This window comes from Sphingomonas sp. GW821-FHT02B09, assembly GCF_059421875.1.
The window spans coordinates 1,289,046-1,305,020 of the sequence record NZ_JBWKVV010000002.1 but is presented as its reverse complement, the minus strand read 5'-3'; the positions used below and the strand labels follow the sequence as shown (position 1 = coordinate 1,305,020).

General features: G+C 71.2%; 15 protein-coding genes. 9 read left to right on the top strand and 6 right to left on the bottom strand.

What is annotated here, in order from left to right; genetic code table 11:
• Positions 1-37: 37 nt before the first annotated feature.
• Positions 38-2,590, top strand: coding sequence for a sensor domain-containing protein (locus AC07U4_RS14170; protein ID WP_495195789.1), 2,553 nt, complete (start codon positions 38-40; stop codon positions 2,588-2,590).
• Between the two features lie 45 nt (positions 2,591-2,635).
• Here AC07U4_RS14170 and AC07U4_RS14165 read toward each other — a convergent pair whose 3' ends face one another.
• Complete coding sequence (locus AC07U4_RS14165; protein ID WP_137897875.1) at positions 2,636-3,046, bottom strand: DUF3597 family protein; 411 nt, start codon at positions 3,044-3,046, stop codon at positions 2,636-2,638.
• Positions 3,047-3,167: 121 nt separating this feature from the next.
• Between AC07U4_RS14165 and AC07U4_RS14160 the strand changes: the two genes are divergently transcribed.
• Entirely contained in the window at positions 3,168-3,758 is a 591-nt protein-coding gene (locus AC07U4_RS14160) for a DUF4142 domain-containing protein (protein WP_495195788.1), read from the top strand.
• 102 nt (positions 3,759-3,860) lie between these two features.
• Here AC07U4_RS14160 and AC07U4_RS14155 read toward each other — a convergent pair whose 3' ends face one another.
• The 3 genes from AC07U4_RS14155 to AC07U4_RS14145 all read right to left on the bottom strand — a co-directional run bounded on the left by AC07U4_RS14155 (position 3,861) and on the right by AC07U4_RS14145 (position 5,250).
• A complete protein-coding gene (locus tag AC07U4_RS14155; protein ID WP_038662454.1) occupies positions 3,861-4,154 on the bottom strand; it encodes a CsbD family protein in 294 nt (97 codons plus the stop codon).
• A gap of 80 nt (positions 4,155-4,234) precedes the next feature.
• Positions 4,235-4,615, bottom strand: a complete 381-nt coding sequence (locus AC07U4_RS14150) for a reverse transcriptase-like protein (RefSeq protein ID WP_249340545.1) — start codon at positions 4,613-4,615, stop codon at positions 4,235-4,237.
• A 38-nt stretch (positions 4,616-4,653) separates the two neighbouring features.
• Positions 4,654-5,250, bottom strand: coding sequence for a GDSL-type esterase/lipase family protein (locus AC07U4_RS14145; RefSeq protein ID WP_495195787.1), 597 nt, complete (start codon positions 5,248-5,250; stop codon positions 4,654-4,656).
• A gap of 102 nt (positions 5,251-5,352) precedes the next feature.
• Here AC07U4_RS14145 and AC07U4_RS14140 point away from each other — a divergent pair, with 102 nt between their 5' ends.
• Together AC07U4_RS14140 and AC07U4_RS14135 are read left to right on the top strand one after the other, a co-directional pair.
• Complete coding sequence (locus tag AC07U4_RS14140; RefSeq protein ID WP_495195786.1) at positions 5,353-5,676, top strand: hypothetical protein; 324 nt, start codon at positions 5,353-5,355, stop codon at positions 5,674-5,676.
• Complete coding sequence (locus AC07U4_RS14135) at positions 5,673-6,743, top strand: spore photoproduct lyase family protein (RefSeq protein WP_495195785.1); 1,071 nt, start codon at positions 5,673-5,675, stop codon at positions 6,741-6,743. Before AC07U4_RS14140 ends, AC07U4_RS14135 begins: the two co-directional genes overlap by 4 nt.
• Before the next feature lie 161 nt (positions 6,744-6,904).
• Here the strand turns inward: AC07U4_RS14135 and AC07U4_RS14130 are convergent, their stop codons facing one another.
• On the bottom strand, positions 6,905-9,403 hold the full coding sequence (locus AC07U4_RS14130; RefSeq protein ID WP_495195784.1) for an ABC transporter permease: 2,499 nt from the start codon (positions 9,401-9,403) through the stop codon (positions 6,905-6,907).
• Positions 9,400-10,062: an ABC transporter ATP-binding protein gene (locus AC07U4_RS14125; RefSeq protein ID WP_038662467.1), complete on the bottom strand. Its 663-nt coding sequence runs from the start codon at positions 10,060-10,062 to the stop codon at positions 9,400-9,402. Before AC07U4_RS14125 ends, AC07U4_RS14130 begins: the two co-directional genes overlap by 4 nt.
• Before the next feature lie 29 nt (positions 10,063-10,091).
• On the opposite strand from AC07U4_RS14125, the gene AC07U4_RS14120 reads away from it, so the two are divergent.
• The 5 genes from AC07U4_RS14120 (at position 10,092) to AC07U4_RS14100 (ending at position 15,876) form a co-directional block, all read left to right on the top strand.
• Positions 10,092-10,787 (top strand): arylesterase, encoded by a 696-nt coding sequence (locus AC07U4_RS14120; RefSeq protein ID WP_495195783.1) that lies wholly within the window; start codon positions 10,092-10,094, stop codon positions 10,785-10,787.
• A 208-nt stretch (positions 10,788-10,995) separates the two neighbouring features.
• A complete protein-coding gene (locus AC07U4_RS14115) occupies positions 10,996-11,247 on the top strand; it encodes a glutaredoxin domain-containing protein (protein ID WP_038662469.1) in 252 nt (83 codons plus the stop codon).
• A 246-nt stretch (positions 11,248-11,493) separates the two neighbouring features.
• Complete coding sequence (locus AC07U4_RS14110) at positions 11,494-14,673, top strand: helicase-related protein (RefSeq protein WP_495195782.1); 3,180 nt, start codon at positions 11,494-11,496, stop codon at positions 14,671-14,673.
• A gap of 247 nt (positions 14,674-14,920) precedes the next feature.
• Positions 14,921-15,472, top strand: a complete 552-nt coding sequence (locus tag AC07U4_RS14105) for a DNA-3-methyladenine glycosylase (RefSeq protein WP_495195781.1) — start codon at positions 14,921-14,923, stop codon at positions 15,470-15,472.
• 152 nt (positions 15,473-15,624) lie between these two features.
• On the top strand, positions 15,625-15,876 hold the full coding sequence (locus AC07U4_RS14100) for a hypothetical protein (RefSeq protein WP_495195780.1): 252 nt from the start codon (positions 15,625-15,627) through the stop codon (positions 15,874-15,876).
• Positions 15,877-15,975: the final 99 nt, after the last annotated feature.

Sequence of the window (15,975 nt, the reverse complement as noted above, 5' to 3'; positions counted from 1 at the left end):
GGATCGTTGGGAGGAAAGCGGATTTGATCGCAAAGACTTGGTCGAAGTCGACTCGGCATGTCGCGAAGAACCGCCGATCGATCCGGCCGCTATCCGCGCCGCGGTCGCCCGCGCCGTCGCCGGTCTCGACACCGGACTGCCGCTCAGCACGGTCCTGAGCCGCGCGCGCATCGGCCTGCTGCACCGCGACCGCCGCCACCGCGTGCTCGCGGTCAACGACCGGTTCTGCGAACTCGTCGGGCGGCGCGCGGCCGAACTGACCGGCCTGTCGATCGACGCGTTCCTCCACCCCGAGGATCTGCCTAGCGTCCTCGCCACCTACGACGACCATCGCGCGCGCTCGACGCCGTTCGAGGTCGAGGCTCGTTTCGTCCGGCCGGATGGCAGCGCCTTGTGGTGTGACATCAACGTTTCGTTCGTCTGCGACGCCGCCGGCACCGCGATCTCGACGATCACGATCGCGCAGGACATCTCCGCCCGCCGCGCCGCCGAGGAGCGGCTGCGCGAGAGCGAGGAACATTATCGCCACACCGTTGAACTCAATCCGCAGATCACCTGGACGGCCGGCCCCGACGGCCTCGTCGAGACGGTCAGCTCGCGCTGGAAGGCGGTGACCGGCGGCGCGGCGGGCGACGCGATGGGAACGCGCTGGCTGAGAGCGCTCCATCCCGAGGATCGCGCGCCGACGATGTCGGCATGGCGGGCCTCGGTGGCGACCGGAAGGGCGATCGACCTCGAATACCGGCTGCGGTCCCCCGACGGCGACTATCGCTGGTTCCGCTCGCGCGCGACCGCCCGGCACGACGAATCCGGCGCGACGATCCGCTGGTACGGGACGCTGGAGGACATCCACGATCGCAAGCTGACCGAACGCGCGCTGCGCGACAGCGAGCGGCGCTTCCGCCTCGCCGCGCATGCCGCCGGACTCGGCATCTGGGACTATGATGCGACCTCGGGCCAGCGCCAATGGTCGGACGAGCTCAAGGCGATGCTCGGCCTGCCGCTCGACGCCGCCGCGTCGGTGCCGGTCGCGCTCGATCTGGTCGTTCCCGAGGATCGCCACCGCCTGCAGGCGCTAATCTCCGCGGTCGACGCCGGCGACGGCAGTCATCGCTTCGACACCATCCTGCGCATCCACCGCGCCGACACCGGCGAGGAACGCTGGATCAGGACCGGCGGCTGGCGGATCGAGGCGCCGTCGGGCAAGCTCAGCCGCGTCCTCGTCACCACCCGCGACGTCACCGAGGAACGCACTGCCGAAGAGCGTATCCGCTTCGCCGCGCACCACGACGCGCTCACCGGCCTGCCCAATCGCGCCAAATTCGGCGAGCGGCTCGAGGCGGCGATCGCGCAGGCACGCGCGGCGGGCGGCGAGGTCACGCTGGTGCTGCTCGACGTCGACGACCTCAAGGAGACCAACGACACGATCGGCCATGACGCCGGCGATGTCGTGCTGCGCACGCTCGGCGAACGGCTGCATCGCGCGCTCGGCGCGGGTTGCACGCTGGCACGGCTCGGTGGCGACGAATTCGCCGCGGTGATCGCGAGCCACGGCGACGCGCCGGCGGTGATCGACCGCGTCCGCACCGCGCTGCACGCCGTGCGCGAGCCGCTGTCGCACGAGGGCCGCATCCTCGATTGCCAGGCGACCGCCGGCGGCTCGCTGTTCCCCACGCATGGCGAGACCGCTGCCGAACTGCTCAAGGCGGCGGACATCGCGCTCTATGCCGCCAAGGCGCAATATCGCGGCGGCTTGCTGATGTTCGAACCGCCGATGCGCGCCGACCTGCAACGCCGCTCGTCGATGCTCAGCATCGCGCGCGACGTGATCCGCGACGACCGGATCCTGCCATATTACCAGCCCAAGGTGGCACTGGACACCGGGCGGGTGTGCGGGTTCGAGGCGCTGCTGCGCTGGCAGCATCCGACCTTCGGCCCGCAGGCGCCCGCGACGATCTGCGCGGCGTTCGAGGATTTCGAGCTGGCGCTGGGGCTGAGCGAGCGGATGCTCGGTGCGATCGTCGGCGACATGCGCCGCTGGCTCGATGCCGGGCTCGATTTCGGGCGGATCGCCTTCAACCTGTCGCCGGCGGAATTCCGCCGCGACGACCTCACCGACCGCATCCTCGGCCGCCTGGAGCGGGCCGGCGTGCCGTTCGACCGGCTCGAGCTGGAGGTGACCGAGACGGTGTTCGTCGGTCGCGGCGCCGAATGCGTCGCGACGATGCTGGAGACGTTCAGCCGTGCCGGCGTGCACATCGCGCTCGACGATTTCGGCACCGGCTATGCCTCGCTGACCCACCTCAAGGCGTTTCCGGTCCATACTATCAAGATCGACCGCAGCTTCATCAGCCATATCGACCGGGACGCGGGCGATGCGGCGATCGTCGATGCGGTGGTGGCGCTAGGCCATCGCCTCGGCATGACCGTGGTTGCCGAGGGGATCGAGACCGAGGATCAGGCGCGCTACCTGCTCGGTCAGGGCTGCGACGTCGGTCAGGGCTTCTGGTTCGGCCACAGCGTCCCGCGCGACGAGGTGGCGGCGATGCTGCACCGCCGCCACCCGATCCCGCGCGCGGCGCTGGCGTAAGCGAAAACGGGAGCGGGCGCGAACCGCCCGCTCCCGCCTGTCCGGTCAGCCGCGCAGGCTGTCGGGAACGATGCCGCCATTCTCGGCGAGCTTCGCCATCACCGCGCGATGCAGCGCGATGTTCTGCTCGGCGCTGCCGTCGTCACCTGCGTGCACGCCCAGCTCCTGTCCCAGTTCCTTGCGCGCGGCGAGGCTGGAATCGAGGTCGAGCAGCTTGAGCAGGTCGACGATCGACGACTGATAGTTGCCGCCGCCGTTCTTCATCGTCGCCATTTCCGACAGCACCGCGCCGACGTCGACCGGCTGGGCGGGCGCTTCCGGTGCAGCGGCGGGCGCGGCGGTCGGTGCAGGCGTCGGCGTCGGTGCCGCCTGCGTGGTCTGCGGCGCGGCGGGGGCCGGCGCGGCATCCTGCTTGTGGTGGAAGATCTTGCCCATGATGTTGCCGAAAATGCTCAACGCGTGTCTCCTGTGGGTGGGGATGAGACATGCAACGTCGGGCCGCCCGGAACGCTCCCCACGGAAAGCGGAACGCCTCGCAACACCCGGACGTTCAGGCCGCGCAACGAGGGAGATACAGATGCTCGGAAAAACCATAGTTATCCTGTCGGCATCGGCGCTGGCGCTCGCCGCCTGCGGCCAGAAGACCGACACGACCGCCGCGAACGACACCGCGCTCGCGACCAACGACACGACGGCGTTCGACGCGAACACCGCCGGCACCGCCAACGCCGTCGCCCCCGCGACCGGCGGCCAGGCCTTCGTCAACTCGGCGGCGGCGAGCGACGCGTTCGAGATCGCGACGTCCAAGCTCGCGCTCGACAACAGCAGCTCGGCGGCGGTGAAGAAATACGCCAACCAGATGATCACCGCCCACACCGCCTCGACCGACAAGCTCAAGGCGACCACCGCCGGCCTGACCCCGGCGCTGACCCCCGATCCGAAGCTCAGCGCCGAGCAGCAGACGATCGTCGATTCGCTGAAGACCAAGAAGGGCGCCGATTTCGACGCGGCCTACATCACCGCCCAGCAGTCGGGTCATCAGCAGACGCTCGACCTGCTCCGCGGTTACGCCGCGACCGGCGACGTGCCGGCGCTCAAGACCTTCGCGACCGGCCTCGTCCCGACCGTGACCGCGCATCTTAACATGGCCAAGGGCCTCAAGTCCTGATACGACGCGCGGCCGGGCGATCCGGCCGCGCTCCCGCACCGAACGAGAAGGGGCGCCGGCTGTTGCCGACGCCCCTTTTTCGTATGCGATGCCGACCGGCGATTACGCCGAGGTCTTGCCGCGCAGCGTGTTCAGGATCGCGAGACCGACCACACCGGCAAGCGCAGCTGCCGCGAACGGACGCTCGTTGGCGAACTTGCGCGCCTTGTCGGCGAGCGGCGCGGCATTCTTGGCGACGGTTTCCTTCGTATCGCCGAAGGTCTTCTGCACCTTGCCGCTGATCTGATCGACCACGCCGGCGTTCTGCGTCTCGGTGTCGCCGGTCGCCTTGCCCAGGCCTTCCTTCAGCTTGCCGGTGAGATCGCCCGCGGTACCTTCGATCTGATCCTGGTTCATGTGCTTCGCTCCTGTTGAATGATGACGCCGACCAACGCGCAGACACCCCAGTGTTTCCGCATGTGCGAAATGAACCTGGTTCAGCGCGGGTGCCGGCGGGCGAGCGCGATGCCGGCGAGGTTCTTCGATCGGCCGACATGGCGGACATGAACGCGCGCGAATCCCGCGGTCGCGATGCGGTAGGCGGCGAGGTGCGGCTGCAATTGCGGGCTGCGACAGCGCCAACGGCCCAGCGCCTGCTCGACGATCGTGCGCGCATCGCCGACGAACACCGCATCTGCGGCCCCCGCCGCCACCGCGATCTCGACCGCATAGAGCAACGCCAGCCATTCCGCGGTGCAATTGTCGCCGGGACCCAGATCATCACGGATATAGGTGCGCCCGCCGCTCACCACCGCAATCTCCATCCGGTCGGGATTGGGCCGCGATCCCCCATCGAAGTACAGCGTCATGCGGTCCATCGGCCTCTCCTCGCCCGACGCCTTTGCAAAGACAAGCGTCAGGCCGCCGCCCGTGCCGCCGATCGCAGCGCCGCCGTGACCGCGGGCGCGACCGCGTCGATGACGAGATCGATCGCGCGGGCATTGGGGTGGATACGATCCGCCAGCGTCATCGCGGGATGGCCGAGCACCCCGGCGGGAAAGAAGGCGCAGGTCGCCGCACCATGCTGCCGCGCCGCCGCGGCATGGATGCCGGCATAGCCACGCGTCCGCTCGGCAAACAGCGCGGGCGGCTCGATCGTCGTCATCAACACGGCTATGCCGCAACGGGCGAACTCGATCAGCATCGCGTCGAGATTGGCGCGCAGCCGTGCAGGCGCGATGCCCCGCAGCACGTCGTTGGCGCCGATCTGCACCACGGCGAGATCGGGCCGGCGCGACAGCCCGGCGAGCGTTCGCGGCAGCCGCGCGAGCGCATCCTGCGACGTGTCGCCCGACCGCCCCGCCGCGATCACCGCCGCATCGGGCCAGTCGCTACGCAGCGCCCGTTCGAGCCGGGCGGGAAAGGCGTCGGCGGCGGCAAGGCCGTAACCGGCGATCAGGCTGTCGCCATAGGCCAGCAGCAGGGGATCGGCAGTGGCCGGCGAACGCGTCATCGATTGTCCTCGGAAGTCGCCGGCAATGTAGGGCGAGCCGACGATCTTTCCACCACGCACCAAGGACTTGCGACGCGTGGCGGGCTGGTGCGTTGGACCTAGATGCGCGATGCCGACCCTCCCACGACCCCCGATGGCCGCTATATCGTGGTGCGCGGACGCCTGTGGCGCCGCACCAACCCCGCGCTCGGCGAGGATCGTCGCGCGGCACTGGTCCACGATCTGATGCAGGCCCGCCGCGACGTCGGCACCGCGTTGCGCGCCGGGAATGCCGCCGGCGAGCGCGACGCCCGCAGCCGCGTCGACGCCGCCAAACAGGCGCTCGGCGAGCGCGGCCCGGTGTGGTGGGACGATGGCGCACCCGATCTCAACCGCCGCATGGCGGCGAACACGCCCTATGCCGCCTGGTTCGAGGCCCTGCCGTGAGCGAGACCCGGCCGACGCGTCCGTGGCTGCCGCGGCGCGTCCTCATCACCCGCTCGGCGCTGGCATGGGAGCACGGCCAGGCCATTGCGGCGCGTGCGGAGGCGCTGGGTATCCCGGTCGAGCGGCTCGCCTCCAACCGGCTGGCGCTCGGCCTGCCCGACGATGCCGCCGCCGCTTATGCCGCTGCCAAGAAGACGCTGGCGGTGGTGGTCGCGCCGCCGGGCAAGCTGCGTCTGCAACCGATCGCGCCCTCCGCCGACTGGCGCGTCGATCTCGCCGAGGGTTGCCCGGCGCATTGCAGCTATTGCTATCTCGCGGGTTCGCTGAAGGGGCCGCCGATCACCCGCGCCTACGCCAATCTGCCCGCGATCGTCGCCGCACTGCCGCACTATCTCGGCGAGGGCACGGTCACCTCGCGCTCCGCAGCGCGCGCCGACGAAGGGACGACCTATGAAGCGAGCTGCTACACCGATCCGCTCGCGCTCGAACATCTCACCGGATCGCTGTCGGCGCTGATTTCGGCGTTCGGGGCGTGGCAGGCGCCGGTGCAATTGCGCTTCACCACCAAGTTCGACGCGGTCGAGCCGTTGCTCAGCCTCGATCATCAGGGCCGGACGCGGATGCGCGCCTCGATCAACCCGGCGCGCTTCGCGCGGTTCGAGGGCGGGACGAGCCCGGTCGCGGCCCGGCTCGCCGCGCTCGCGCGGATGGGCCACGCCGGCTATCCGATCGGCCTGACGATCGCGCCGATCATCGCCGCCGAGGGCTGGGAGGCGGCCTATGGCGAACTGATCGCCCAGGCTGGCGCGGCACTCGCCGACGTCACGACGGACTGCACGATCGAGCTGATTACGCATCGCTACACGCCGGGATCGAAGGCGGTGCTCGACAGCTGGTATCCGTCCTCGAAGCTCGACATGGGCGCAGAGAACCGTGTGGAGAAACGGACGAAGTTCGGCTCGCTCAAATACGTCTACGACGCTGCGACGATGGGGACGCTGAAACGCTTCTTCGCGGCGGAGGTAGCCCGGCACCTGCCGCAAGCCCGCATCCTCTACTGGACCTGACTCAATTCCTCCCCCGCCAGGGGGAGGTGGCGCGCCGAAGGCGTGACGGAGGGGGAGGACAGGCGGGAGGGTCGTTACAAAGCTCCCGCCCTGTCCTCCCCCTCCACCATCCGGCTGACGCCGGACGGTCCCTCTCCCCCTTGCGGGGGAGGAATTGAGGGTCACACCTCCCGCAGCGCCCGTGCCGGCCGCACGCTCAATATCGGCCAAGCGCCCGCCAATCCGATGCCGAGCGTCACCCCCAGCCCCACCAGCAGCGTCACGCCCACCGCGACCGGATCGGGCGCCCAGGCGAAGTCGAACATCCGCACCACGACATACCACGCTCCGCCTAGCCCGAGCGCCAGCGCGACCAGCGTCACCACCGCGCCGAGCAGCAGATATTCGAGCGCCTGCGCCGCCAGCAACTGGCCGCGCGTCGCTCCCAGCGTGCGCAGGATCACCGCGTCATAGGTGCGCGCCTCGCGCGCCGCGGCGATCGCGCCGATTAGCACCGCGATCCCCGCCGCCACCGCCACGCCCGCCGCCGCGGCGATCGCCGCCGCGACCTGCCCGACGAGATCGCGCACCTGCGTCAGCACGCCGCGCACCTCGATCACCGACACCGACGGAAAGGGCGCGAGCAGCGCGCGCGTCACCCGCCCCTCGCGCCCCCGCGGCAGGTCGATCGTCGCGGCGAGATTGTGCGGCGCGTCCGCCAGCGTATTGGGCGAGAAGACCAGCACGAAGTTGAACCCCAAGGTATCCCATTGGATGCGCCGGAACGAGGCGACGTGCGCGGTGCGCTCGACGCCGAGCAGGCTGACCGTCAGCGGATCGCCGAGCTTGAGATCGAGCGCCTCGGCGAGCCGCTCGTCGACCGAGACGAGCGGCGGTCCGGCATAATCCTTCGGCCACCAACGGCCGGCGGCGAGCGTGCTCCCTTCCGGCAGCGTCGCGGCATAGGTCAGGCCGCGCTCGCCGCGCAGCGCCCAGGCGCCCTCGGGCAAGGTCTTGAGATCGGCGACGCGGATGTCGCGATAGCCGGTGATCGTGCCGCGCAGGATCGGCACCGTCTTGACCACCGCCGCCAGCACCGCGGCGGTGACGATGCGGCGGAACTCGGCCTCGCGCGGGCGCGGCACGTCGAGCGCGAACAGCGCCGGCGCGCGCGCGGGGACGGTGGTGGCAATATTGGCGTCGATGCTGGTGCGGATCGCGGCGAGCAGCACGAACAGCGTCAGCCCGAGCCCCAGCGCCACCACCAGCGCCTCGGTCCGCGCCCCCGGCCGGTGCAGCGCGGCGATGGCGAGCCGCAGCAGCGGCCGTCGCGATCGCGGCAGCCGCACCGCGGCGGCGCGCACCAGCCGCCCGAGCCCGCCGAGCAGCAGCAGCGCCCCCGCCACCGCGGCGAGGAAGCCCGCCGCCATCACCGGTTGCGCCGAGGTGGCGATGGCCAGCGCGACCGCCGCGCCGCCGGCGAGCACGGCGATCCCCCGCCCCCGCCACGACGCCGCGCGCATCGGCGCGAGCGCGCCGCGCAGCAGCCCCGCCGCCGGCGTCGCCCCCGCCGCGGCGAGCGGCGACGCGGCGAAGGCGATCGCGATCAACCCGCCATAGGCCGCCGCGCGCAGCAGCGGCCACGGCTCCAGCGTCAGGTCCGGCACCACCGGCAACGCGCCCGCCAACGCTTTGCCGAGCAGCGGCACCGCGGCGATGCCGATCGCCAGCCCCCCGGCGATCCCCACCAGCGCCGCCGCACCGATCTCGATCGCATAGAGGCGGGCGACGTCGACCGTGGTCGCGCCGAGCACCTTGAGCGTCGCGATACCGCCACGCCGGCCGGCGAGGAACGAGGCGACGCCGTTGCCGACGCCGATCCCGGCGATCGCCAGCGCGGCGAGCCCGACCAGCGTCAGGAACTCGCCCATCCGGTCGACGAAGCGCGACGCCCCCGGCGAGGCGCGCTCGCGCGTCTTGCTCTCCCAGCCGGCGGTGGCGAAACGCGCCTCGAACGCTTTGGCGATTCGCGCGGGATCGCTGCCGGCGGGCAGGCGCAGGCGATAGCGCGTCTCATAGAGGCTGCCCGGCTGGATCAATTGCGTCGCCGGCAGCGTCGCCAGCGCGATGATCGCCACCGGCCCGAGCGTGAACCCCTCGCCGAGCCGGTCGGGCTCGTCGGCGATGATCCCGCCGACGGTCAGCCCCGCCGCCCCCACCATGAAGCGCGCACCGGGCCGCAACCGCAGCCGCTCGGCGAGCGCCAGCGCGATCCACGCCTGCCCCGGCGGCGGCGCCCCGACGCGCCGCCCGCCCGTCAGCGTCACCCGGCCGTAGAGCGGATAGGCGGCATCGACCGCCTTCAGCTGGATCGGCGCGGCGCTGCCGCCGGCGACCGCATTGGCCTGCATCCGCACCGTCTGAGAGACGACGCCGGCGCGCGTCATCGCCGCGCGCTCGGCATCGCCCGCCGATCGCTGCGACACCGCGAATTCGACGTCGCCGCCGAGGATCACCGCGCCGCGCGCCGCCAGTTCGCGGCCCACCGCATCGGCAAGGCCGCCGATCGCGGCCAGCGCCGCGACGCCGAGCAACAGGCAGACGACGAGCAGCCGCAGCCCGCGGAACCGCCAGTCGAGCTCGCGCCGCGCCAGCCGCCACGCCGAGGCCCAGCCGCTCAAACGATCCGCCCGTCGGCGAGCGTCACCACCCGGTCGCAGCGTTCGGCGAGGCTGCGGTCGTGGGTGATGACTACCAGCGTCGCGCCGATCGCCGCGCGGCGCGCGAACAGCAGGTCCATGATCGCCGCGCCGGTCGCGGTGTCGAGATTGCCGGTCGGCTCGTCGGCGAAGACCAGCGGCGGCCGCGGCCCGAGCGCCCGTGCGATCGCGACGCGCTGCTGCTCGCCGCCCGACAATTGCGAGGGATAGTGATCGAGCCGGTGACCGAGGCCGACCGCCGCCAGCTCCGCCGCGGCCCGCTCCCACGCGTCCGCCGCCCCGGCCAATTCCATCGGCACCGCGACATTCTCGCGCGCAGTCATCGTCGGCAGCAGGTGGAAGGCCTGCAGCACGATCCCGATCCGCCCGCGACGGGCACGCGCGAGCGCATCCTCGTCGAGGCGGCCGAAGTCGAGCCCGTCGACCGTCACGCGTCCGCCGCTCGCCCGCTCCAGCCCGGCGAGCACCGCCATCAGCGACGACTTGCCCGACCCCGAGGTGCCGAGCAGCGCGACGCTCTCGCCGCGCCCGACGGAGAGGTCGATGCCGCGCAGGATCGCGGTTTCGCCGAGCGTCAGCGTGACATCGCGCGCGTCGATCACCATAGCGGGTTCGGTCATATCGGGAGGACAAGGCCTTGAAGGGGCTGATGATACGCTATGCGGCAGCGGCCGCGCTCGGCCAAGCCCTGATGCTCGCCGGCTGCGACCGGCCGGCGCCCGCGCCGACCGCGACGCCCATTGCGACGGCAAGTGCGACGGCGTCGCGCCCTGCCGGCCCCGAACGGCTGGTGCTGGCCTTCGGCGACAGCCTCTATGCCGGTTACGGCCTCGACCGTGGCCAGAGCCTGCCCGACGCGGTGCAGGCTCGGCTGCTTCGCGACGGGATCAACGCGACGATCGTCAACGCCGGCGTCTCGGGCGACACCACTGCGGCGGGCCGGCAGCGGCTCGGCTTCGTGCTCGACAATCTGCCGCGCAAGCCCGATCTCGTGCTGCTCGGCCTCGGCGGCAACGACGTGCTGCGCCAGCTCCCCGCCGCCGAGACGCGCGCCAACATGACCGCGATGCTCGACGAATTGCACAAGCGCGGCCTGCCGGTGGTGCTCACCGGCATGAAGGCACCGCCCAATCTCGGCGCGGCGTACGTCACCGCCTTCGACCGCATCTGGCCCGATCTGGCGAAGCGCGACCAGGCCGGCCTCTATCCCTTCGTCCTCGACGGCGTGATCGGCAATCCGCAGCTGATGCAGGCCGACCGCGTCCACCCCAATGCGACCGGCGTCGCGCGCATCGCCGACCGCCTCACCCCGCTGGTCGCCGCCGGACTCAAACCCGCCGGCTGACGGAACGCACGCGACGCTGCCGCGCTATAGCGTGAGGAGACCGGTACAGCCTGAGCCGTTCGCCCTGAGCCTGTCGAAGCCTGTCCTGAGCGACGCCGTAGGCGGCGTCGAAGGGGGCAGGTGAGTCCCACCGTGCTTCGACAAGCTCAGCACCAACGGATTTCAGGTTACCTTGCCGTATTTCATTTACGACCCAAAAGGACCCGACATGGCCGACAGCCGCACCGCAACCTTGTACCGCATGGTCCTGCCCGACCACATCTGCCCGTTCGGCGTCCGCGCCAAGCAGATCCTGCAATCCGAAGGCTTCGAGGTCGACGACCAGATCCTCCGTTCGCGCGAGGAGGTCGAGGCGTTCAAGGCCGAGCATGACGTCGCCACCACGCCGCTGGTGTTCATCGACGGCGAACAGATCGGCGGCAGCGACGATCTCGAACGCTATCTGGCGCAGGTCGACTGAGCCGCATCCGTGCTCCTGCTCAAGCAGGAGCCCAGGGTTCTGGACATTACCGTCGTTCTGTTTGGCCCTGGGTTCCTGCCTCCGCAGGAACACTGAGGATCGATGCAACCTACGTCTGCAATAGCCAAACGTATCGATCGCCGCGGCCCGAAACACCATCCACAACTTTCGCATTGCCCGGTGAGGAACGTCGTCGCCGACCGGCCGTTCGGCAGCACTCCCCAAAGCGAAAGACACCATAGGTCTATGCCGGCCAAAGCCAGCCCTCCCGCCGACGCGCCCCTGCTGGCTCCCGAACCGCCCGTCGCCGATCCGCTCGGCATCGCCGAAACCGCCGCCGCGCTCGCCGAACGCCTTGCCACCGACGACCTCCTCTATGCCGTCGCCGACGAACCACGTGGCGTCGCGCTCAGTCATGCGCTCGCACTCGTGATGCCCGACGCCGAAGTGCTGTTCTGCCCGGGCAGCGATGCCTTGCCCGGCGACGCCGCTCCCGCCTCGCCCGGCAACGTCGGCCAGCGCGTCTCGGCGCTGCGCCGCATCCGGCTGCTGCTCGACGCGGCCGAGCGACCGCGCATCGCCTGCATCACCACCGGCGAAGCGCTCGCCCGCGCCTATCCGGCGCCGCAATCCTTCGCCGCCGCGCCGCCCCGCGTCGATGCCGGCGCGCCGATCGATCTCGAGGCGCTGTTCGCCAGCCTGACCGAGATCGGCTACACCCCGGACGAGACCGTCGACGAACCCGGCGAGATCGCGTTGCGCGGGCAGGTACTGGACGTCTTTCCCGCCGATGCCGGCCTGCCGCTACGCGTCGCGGCCGGCGACGGCCGCGTCGTCAGCCTGCGCTGCTTCGACCCCGGCGACCAGCGCACCACCGGCGATATCGACACGCGCGAACTCGGCCGCGTCGCCGAACCGCCGCTCGCCGACGAGGGCGTGCCGCTCTGCGATCATGTGCCCGACGCGCGCATCGGCATCGAACCTGCCGCCGACGCACGCCGCGCACGCTTCCTCGCGCTCGCCGCCGACGCCGCCAAGCGCCGCCCGACCCGCGCGATTGCCGACACGCTCGGCGACGCCCGCTGGCGCAAGGCGGTCGCCGGCCGCGCGATGCCGCCGCTGGAGCGGGCCGGCGACCCGCCGCCGCGCTTCGTCGAGAGCAAGGCGCCGATGCGTGCCTTCGCCAAGGCGGCGCGCGCCGCGATCGACGCCGGCGACCGGCTCGCGATCCTCGGCGGCCCGCGCGATCTGCGCTTCCTGCAACGCCGCATCGCCAAGACGCTCAAGCTCCCGGTCGAAGAGGCTGCGTCATGGCCGGCGATCGTCGCCGCCGCGCCGGGCAGCATCCACCTGCTGCCGCTCGCCGCCGATCGGGGCTTCCACCGTGACGGCGTGCTCGCGATCGCTGCCGCCGATCTGCTCGGCAGCCGTGCCGAACGCGACGATCCCTCCACGCCCGTCGCCGACACCGGCCTGTTCGATTATGGCGAGATCCGCCTCGGCGATGTCGTCGTGCACGAGGATCACGGCCTCGCCGTGGTCAGCGGCCTGCAATCCTTGCCCGACGAGGCCGGCGACGCGATCGCGCTGACCTATGCCGACGACGGCGTCCGTCTCGTCCCGGTCGCCGAAGCCGACCGCATCTGGCGCTACGGCGCCGATGCCGAGGCGGTGACGCTCGACAAGCTGGACGGCGCGAGCTGGCTCAAGCGGCGCGGCGCGATCGACGCCGCCATCGCCGAGAGCGCGCGCGGCCTCACCGCGCTCGCCACCGAGCGCGACCGCCGCGCCGCGCCCAAACTCGTCCCCGACATCGCCGCCTACGAACGCTTCGCGGCGGGCTTCGCTTTCACCGAGACGCCCGATCAGGCGCGCGCCATCGCTGCGGTCCGCGACGACCTCGCCTCGGGCAAGCCGATGGACCGGCTGGTCATCGGCGACGTCGGCTATGGCAAGACCGAGGTCGCGCTGCGCGCCGCCGCGATCGCCGCGCTCGCCGGCCATCAGGTCGCGATCGCCGCGCCGACCACCGTGCTCGCGCGCCAGCATCTCGAAAGCTTCGCCGCGCGGTTCGAGGGCACCGGCATCGTCGTCGCCGGCCTGTCGCGCCTCACCGCCGCCGCCGACCGCAAGCGGATCAAGGCGGGGCTCGCCGACGGATCGGTGCACGTCGTCGTCGGCACCGGCGCGGTCGCCGCCAAGGGCATCGCCTACAAGGACCTCGCGCTCGTCATCATCGACGAGGAACAAAGGTTCGGCGCCGCCGACAAGACGCGGCTGCGCGATCTCGGCGCCGGCCACGTACTGACGCTCAGCGCCACGCCGATCCCGCGCACGCTCCAGACCGCGCTGATCGGGCTCCAGCAGCTCTCGGTCATCGCCACCCCGCCGGCGCGGCGCCAACCGATCCGTACCGTCGTCGGCGCGTTCGACGCGACCGTGGTGCGCACCGCATTGCTGCGCGAGCGCACCCGCGGCGGCCAGAGCTTCGTCGTCGTGCCGCGGATCGAGGACATGGCACCGCTCGCCGAGAAGCTCGCCAAATCGGTGCCCGAGCTCGACATCGTCCAGGCGCACGGCAAGATGCCCGCCGCCGAGATCGACGAGGCGATGGTGCGTTTCGCCGGCGGTGACGGCGACGTGCTGCTCGCCACCAACATCATCGAGGCGGGACTGGACGTGCCGCGCGCCAATACGATGGTGATCTGGCGTGCCGACCGCTTCGGCCTGTCGCAGCTCCATCAGTTGCGCGGCCGCGTCGGTCGCGGCATCCGCCGCGGTCAGGTGCTGCTGCTCACTGATCCCGAGGCGACGATCGCGCCGCGCACGCTCAAACGGCTCAAGACGCTGGAGGCGTTCGACCGGCTCGGCGCCGGCTTTGCGATCAGCGCGCGCGATCTCGATATGCGCGGCGCCGGCGATCTGCTCGGCGAGACGCAGGCGGGGCATATGAAGCTGATCGGCATCGATTTGTACCAGCATCTGCTCGAAAGCGCGCTGCGCACCGCCCGCGGCGAGACGGTGGAGCGCTGGAGTCCCGAACTGCACCTCGGCATCGACGGCTGTCTGCCCGACGACTGGATGCCGGAGGCGGAGCTTCGCGTCACCACCTACGCCCGGCTCGCGCGGATCGAGGAAGCCGACGGTCTCGACGCGCTGACCGACGAATTGGAGGATCGTTTCGGCGACCTCCCCGAGACGGTGCGGCTTTTGTTCGCCGTCGCCCGTATCCGCGTCGCCGCGCGCGCGGCGGACATCCAGCGGATCGACGCCGGACCCGGCGCGATCGCGCTGACCCCGCGCAAGCCGATCGCCCCGCCGACGGGCTTCACGGAGAAGAACGGCCGCCTGATCCTTTCCGAGCGGATCGAAGACGCCCACGCCCGGCTCGAGCGGATCGAGACGCTGCTGGAGGAATGGGGCTGACCCGCGGGCCTTCAGCGAGAGGCAGCACGCCGGTGGATCAGCACCGTGCTCCTGCGAACGCAGGAGCCCAGGGCCAAGCAAAACAACGTTGCTTGGCATTCGGGACTCCCGGGCTCCTGCTTTCGCAGGAGCACTGGGGACCTTTCGCAGCGATCTCAGGCGGCTCGGGCTTCATCCAATAGGGCCTCCCTCGCACGTAGTGAGATAGGCTTGTCCCACCACGCCTTGCACGCCTAACCCCACCGCAATGCCCCTTCCCCCCGCCTTCTTCGACCGCGACGTGGCGACCGTCGCCCGCGATCTCATCGGCGCGACCTTGCTGGTCAACGGCGTCGGCGGCACGATCGTCGAGACCGAGGCCTACGACGCCGACGACCCCGCCTCGCACAGCGCGAACGGGCCGACGGCGCGCAATGCGGCGATGTTCGGCCCCGCCGGCCACGCCTATGTCTACCGCAGCTACGGCATCCACTGGTGCCTCAATGTCGTCTGCCTCCCGGGCAGCGCGGTGCTGATCCGCGCGCTCGAACCGACCGACGGCATCGCGACGATGATCGCCCGCCGCGGCCTCGCCGATCCGCGCCTGCTTTGCGCCGGACCGGGGCGGCTCTGTCAGGCGCTCGGCGTCGACAAGGCGCTCGACGGCGCCGCGCTCGACCTGCCGCCGTTCGCGCTGGACGCCGCCGGCGCCGCCATCCCGACCCATGCCGGCACCCGCATCGGCATCACCCGCGCCGTCGAGACGCCATGGCGCTTCTGCGCGATCGGCTCGCGCTTCCTCAGCAAGCCGGCGCGCTGATCCCGAGCTTCGGCGCCGGAAGCCAGATGTTGGCGCGCCACGCGGCGCAAACAGCCCCGAAAACGCCCGCCGCCCTCCTATGAGGTGTTTGGCATGCATAATGCACTGCTACGGGTACAGCCACATCGGGCTGTGTCCTTGGGAGGAACATCATGCTCATCACCACCATCGCCGCCGCGCTCCTGTCGACCACCGCCGCGCCGCAGCCCGCCTCGACGCCCACCGCATCGGCCACCCCCGTCGCGACCGCGGCAACGGCTGCCGCCGCGACGATGGCGCGCCCGGACTATAATCCGCGCGTCTGCCTGGTCGACGACGTCACCGGCTCGCACATCCGCCGCCGCGAGTGCAAATCGCTCAGCCAGTGGCGCGGCGCCGGCATCGACCCGCTCGCCAAGCGCTGACCCGTGCAGGCGCGCCGGCCCGACCGCCGGCGCGCCGCCCGCGTTTTCGCGCGGGAGCTTCCATGCCGCACCTGCGTTTGGCGCAGCGACGATCATCAT

Coding starts and splice junctions, on each gene's coding strand:
- AC07U4_RS14140 (WP_495195786.1), top strand. CDS start 5,353: ATGCGCGATGCCGACCCTCCCACGACCCCCGATGGCCGCTATATCGTG.
- AC07U4_RS14125 (WP_038662467.1), bottom strand. CDS start 10,062: ATGACCGAACCCGCTATGGTGATCGACGCGCGCGATGTCACGCTGACG.
- AC07U4_RS14100 (WP_495195780.1), top strand. CDS start 15,625: ATGCTCATCACCACCATCGCCGCCGCGCTCCTGTCGACCACCGCCGCG.
- AC07U4_RS14145 (WP_495195787.1), bottom strand. CDS start 5,250: ATGACGCGTTCGCCGGCCACTGCCGATCCCCTGCTGCTGGCCTATGGC.
- AC07U4_RS14105 (WP_495195781.1), top strand. CDS start 14,921: ATGCCCCTTCCCCCCGCCTTCTTCGACCGCGACGTGGCGACCGTCGCC.
- AC07U4_RS14155 (WP_038662454.1), bottom strand. CDS start 4,154: ATGAACCAGGATCAGATCGAAGGTACCGCGGGCGATCTCACCGGCAAG.
- AC07U4_RS14150 (WP_249340545.1), bottom strand. CDS start 4,615: ATGGACCGCATGACGCTGTACTTCGATGGGGGATCGCGGCCCAATCCC.
- AC07U4_RS14120 (WP_495195783.1), top strand. CDS start 10,092: ATGATACGCTATGCGGCAGCGGCCGCGCTCGGCCAAGCCCTGATGCTC.
- AC07U4_RS14110 (WP_495195782.1), top strand. CDS start 11,494: ATGCCGGCCAAAGCCAGCCCTCCCGCCGACGCGCCCCTGCTGGCTCCC.
- AC07U4_RS14115 (WP_038662469.1), top strand. CDS start 10,996: ATGGCCGACAGCCGCACCGCAACCTTGTACCGCATGGTCCTGCCCGAC.
- AC07U4_RS14160 (WP_495195788.1), top strand. CDS start 3,168: ATGCTCGGAAAAACCATAGTTATCCTGTCGGCATCGGCGCTGGCGCTC.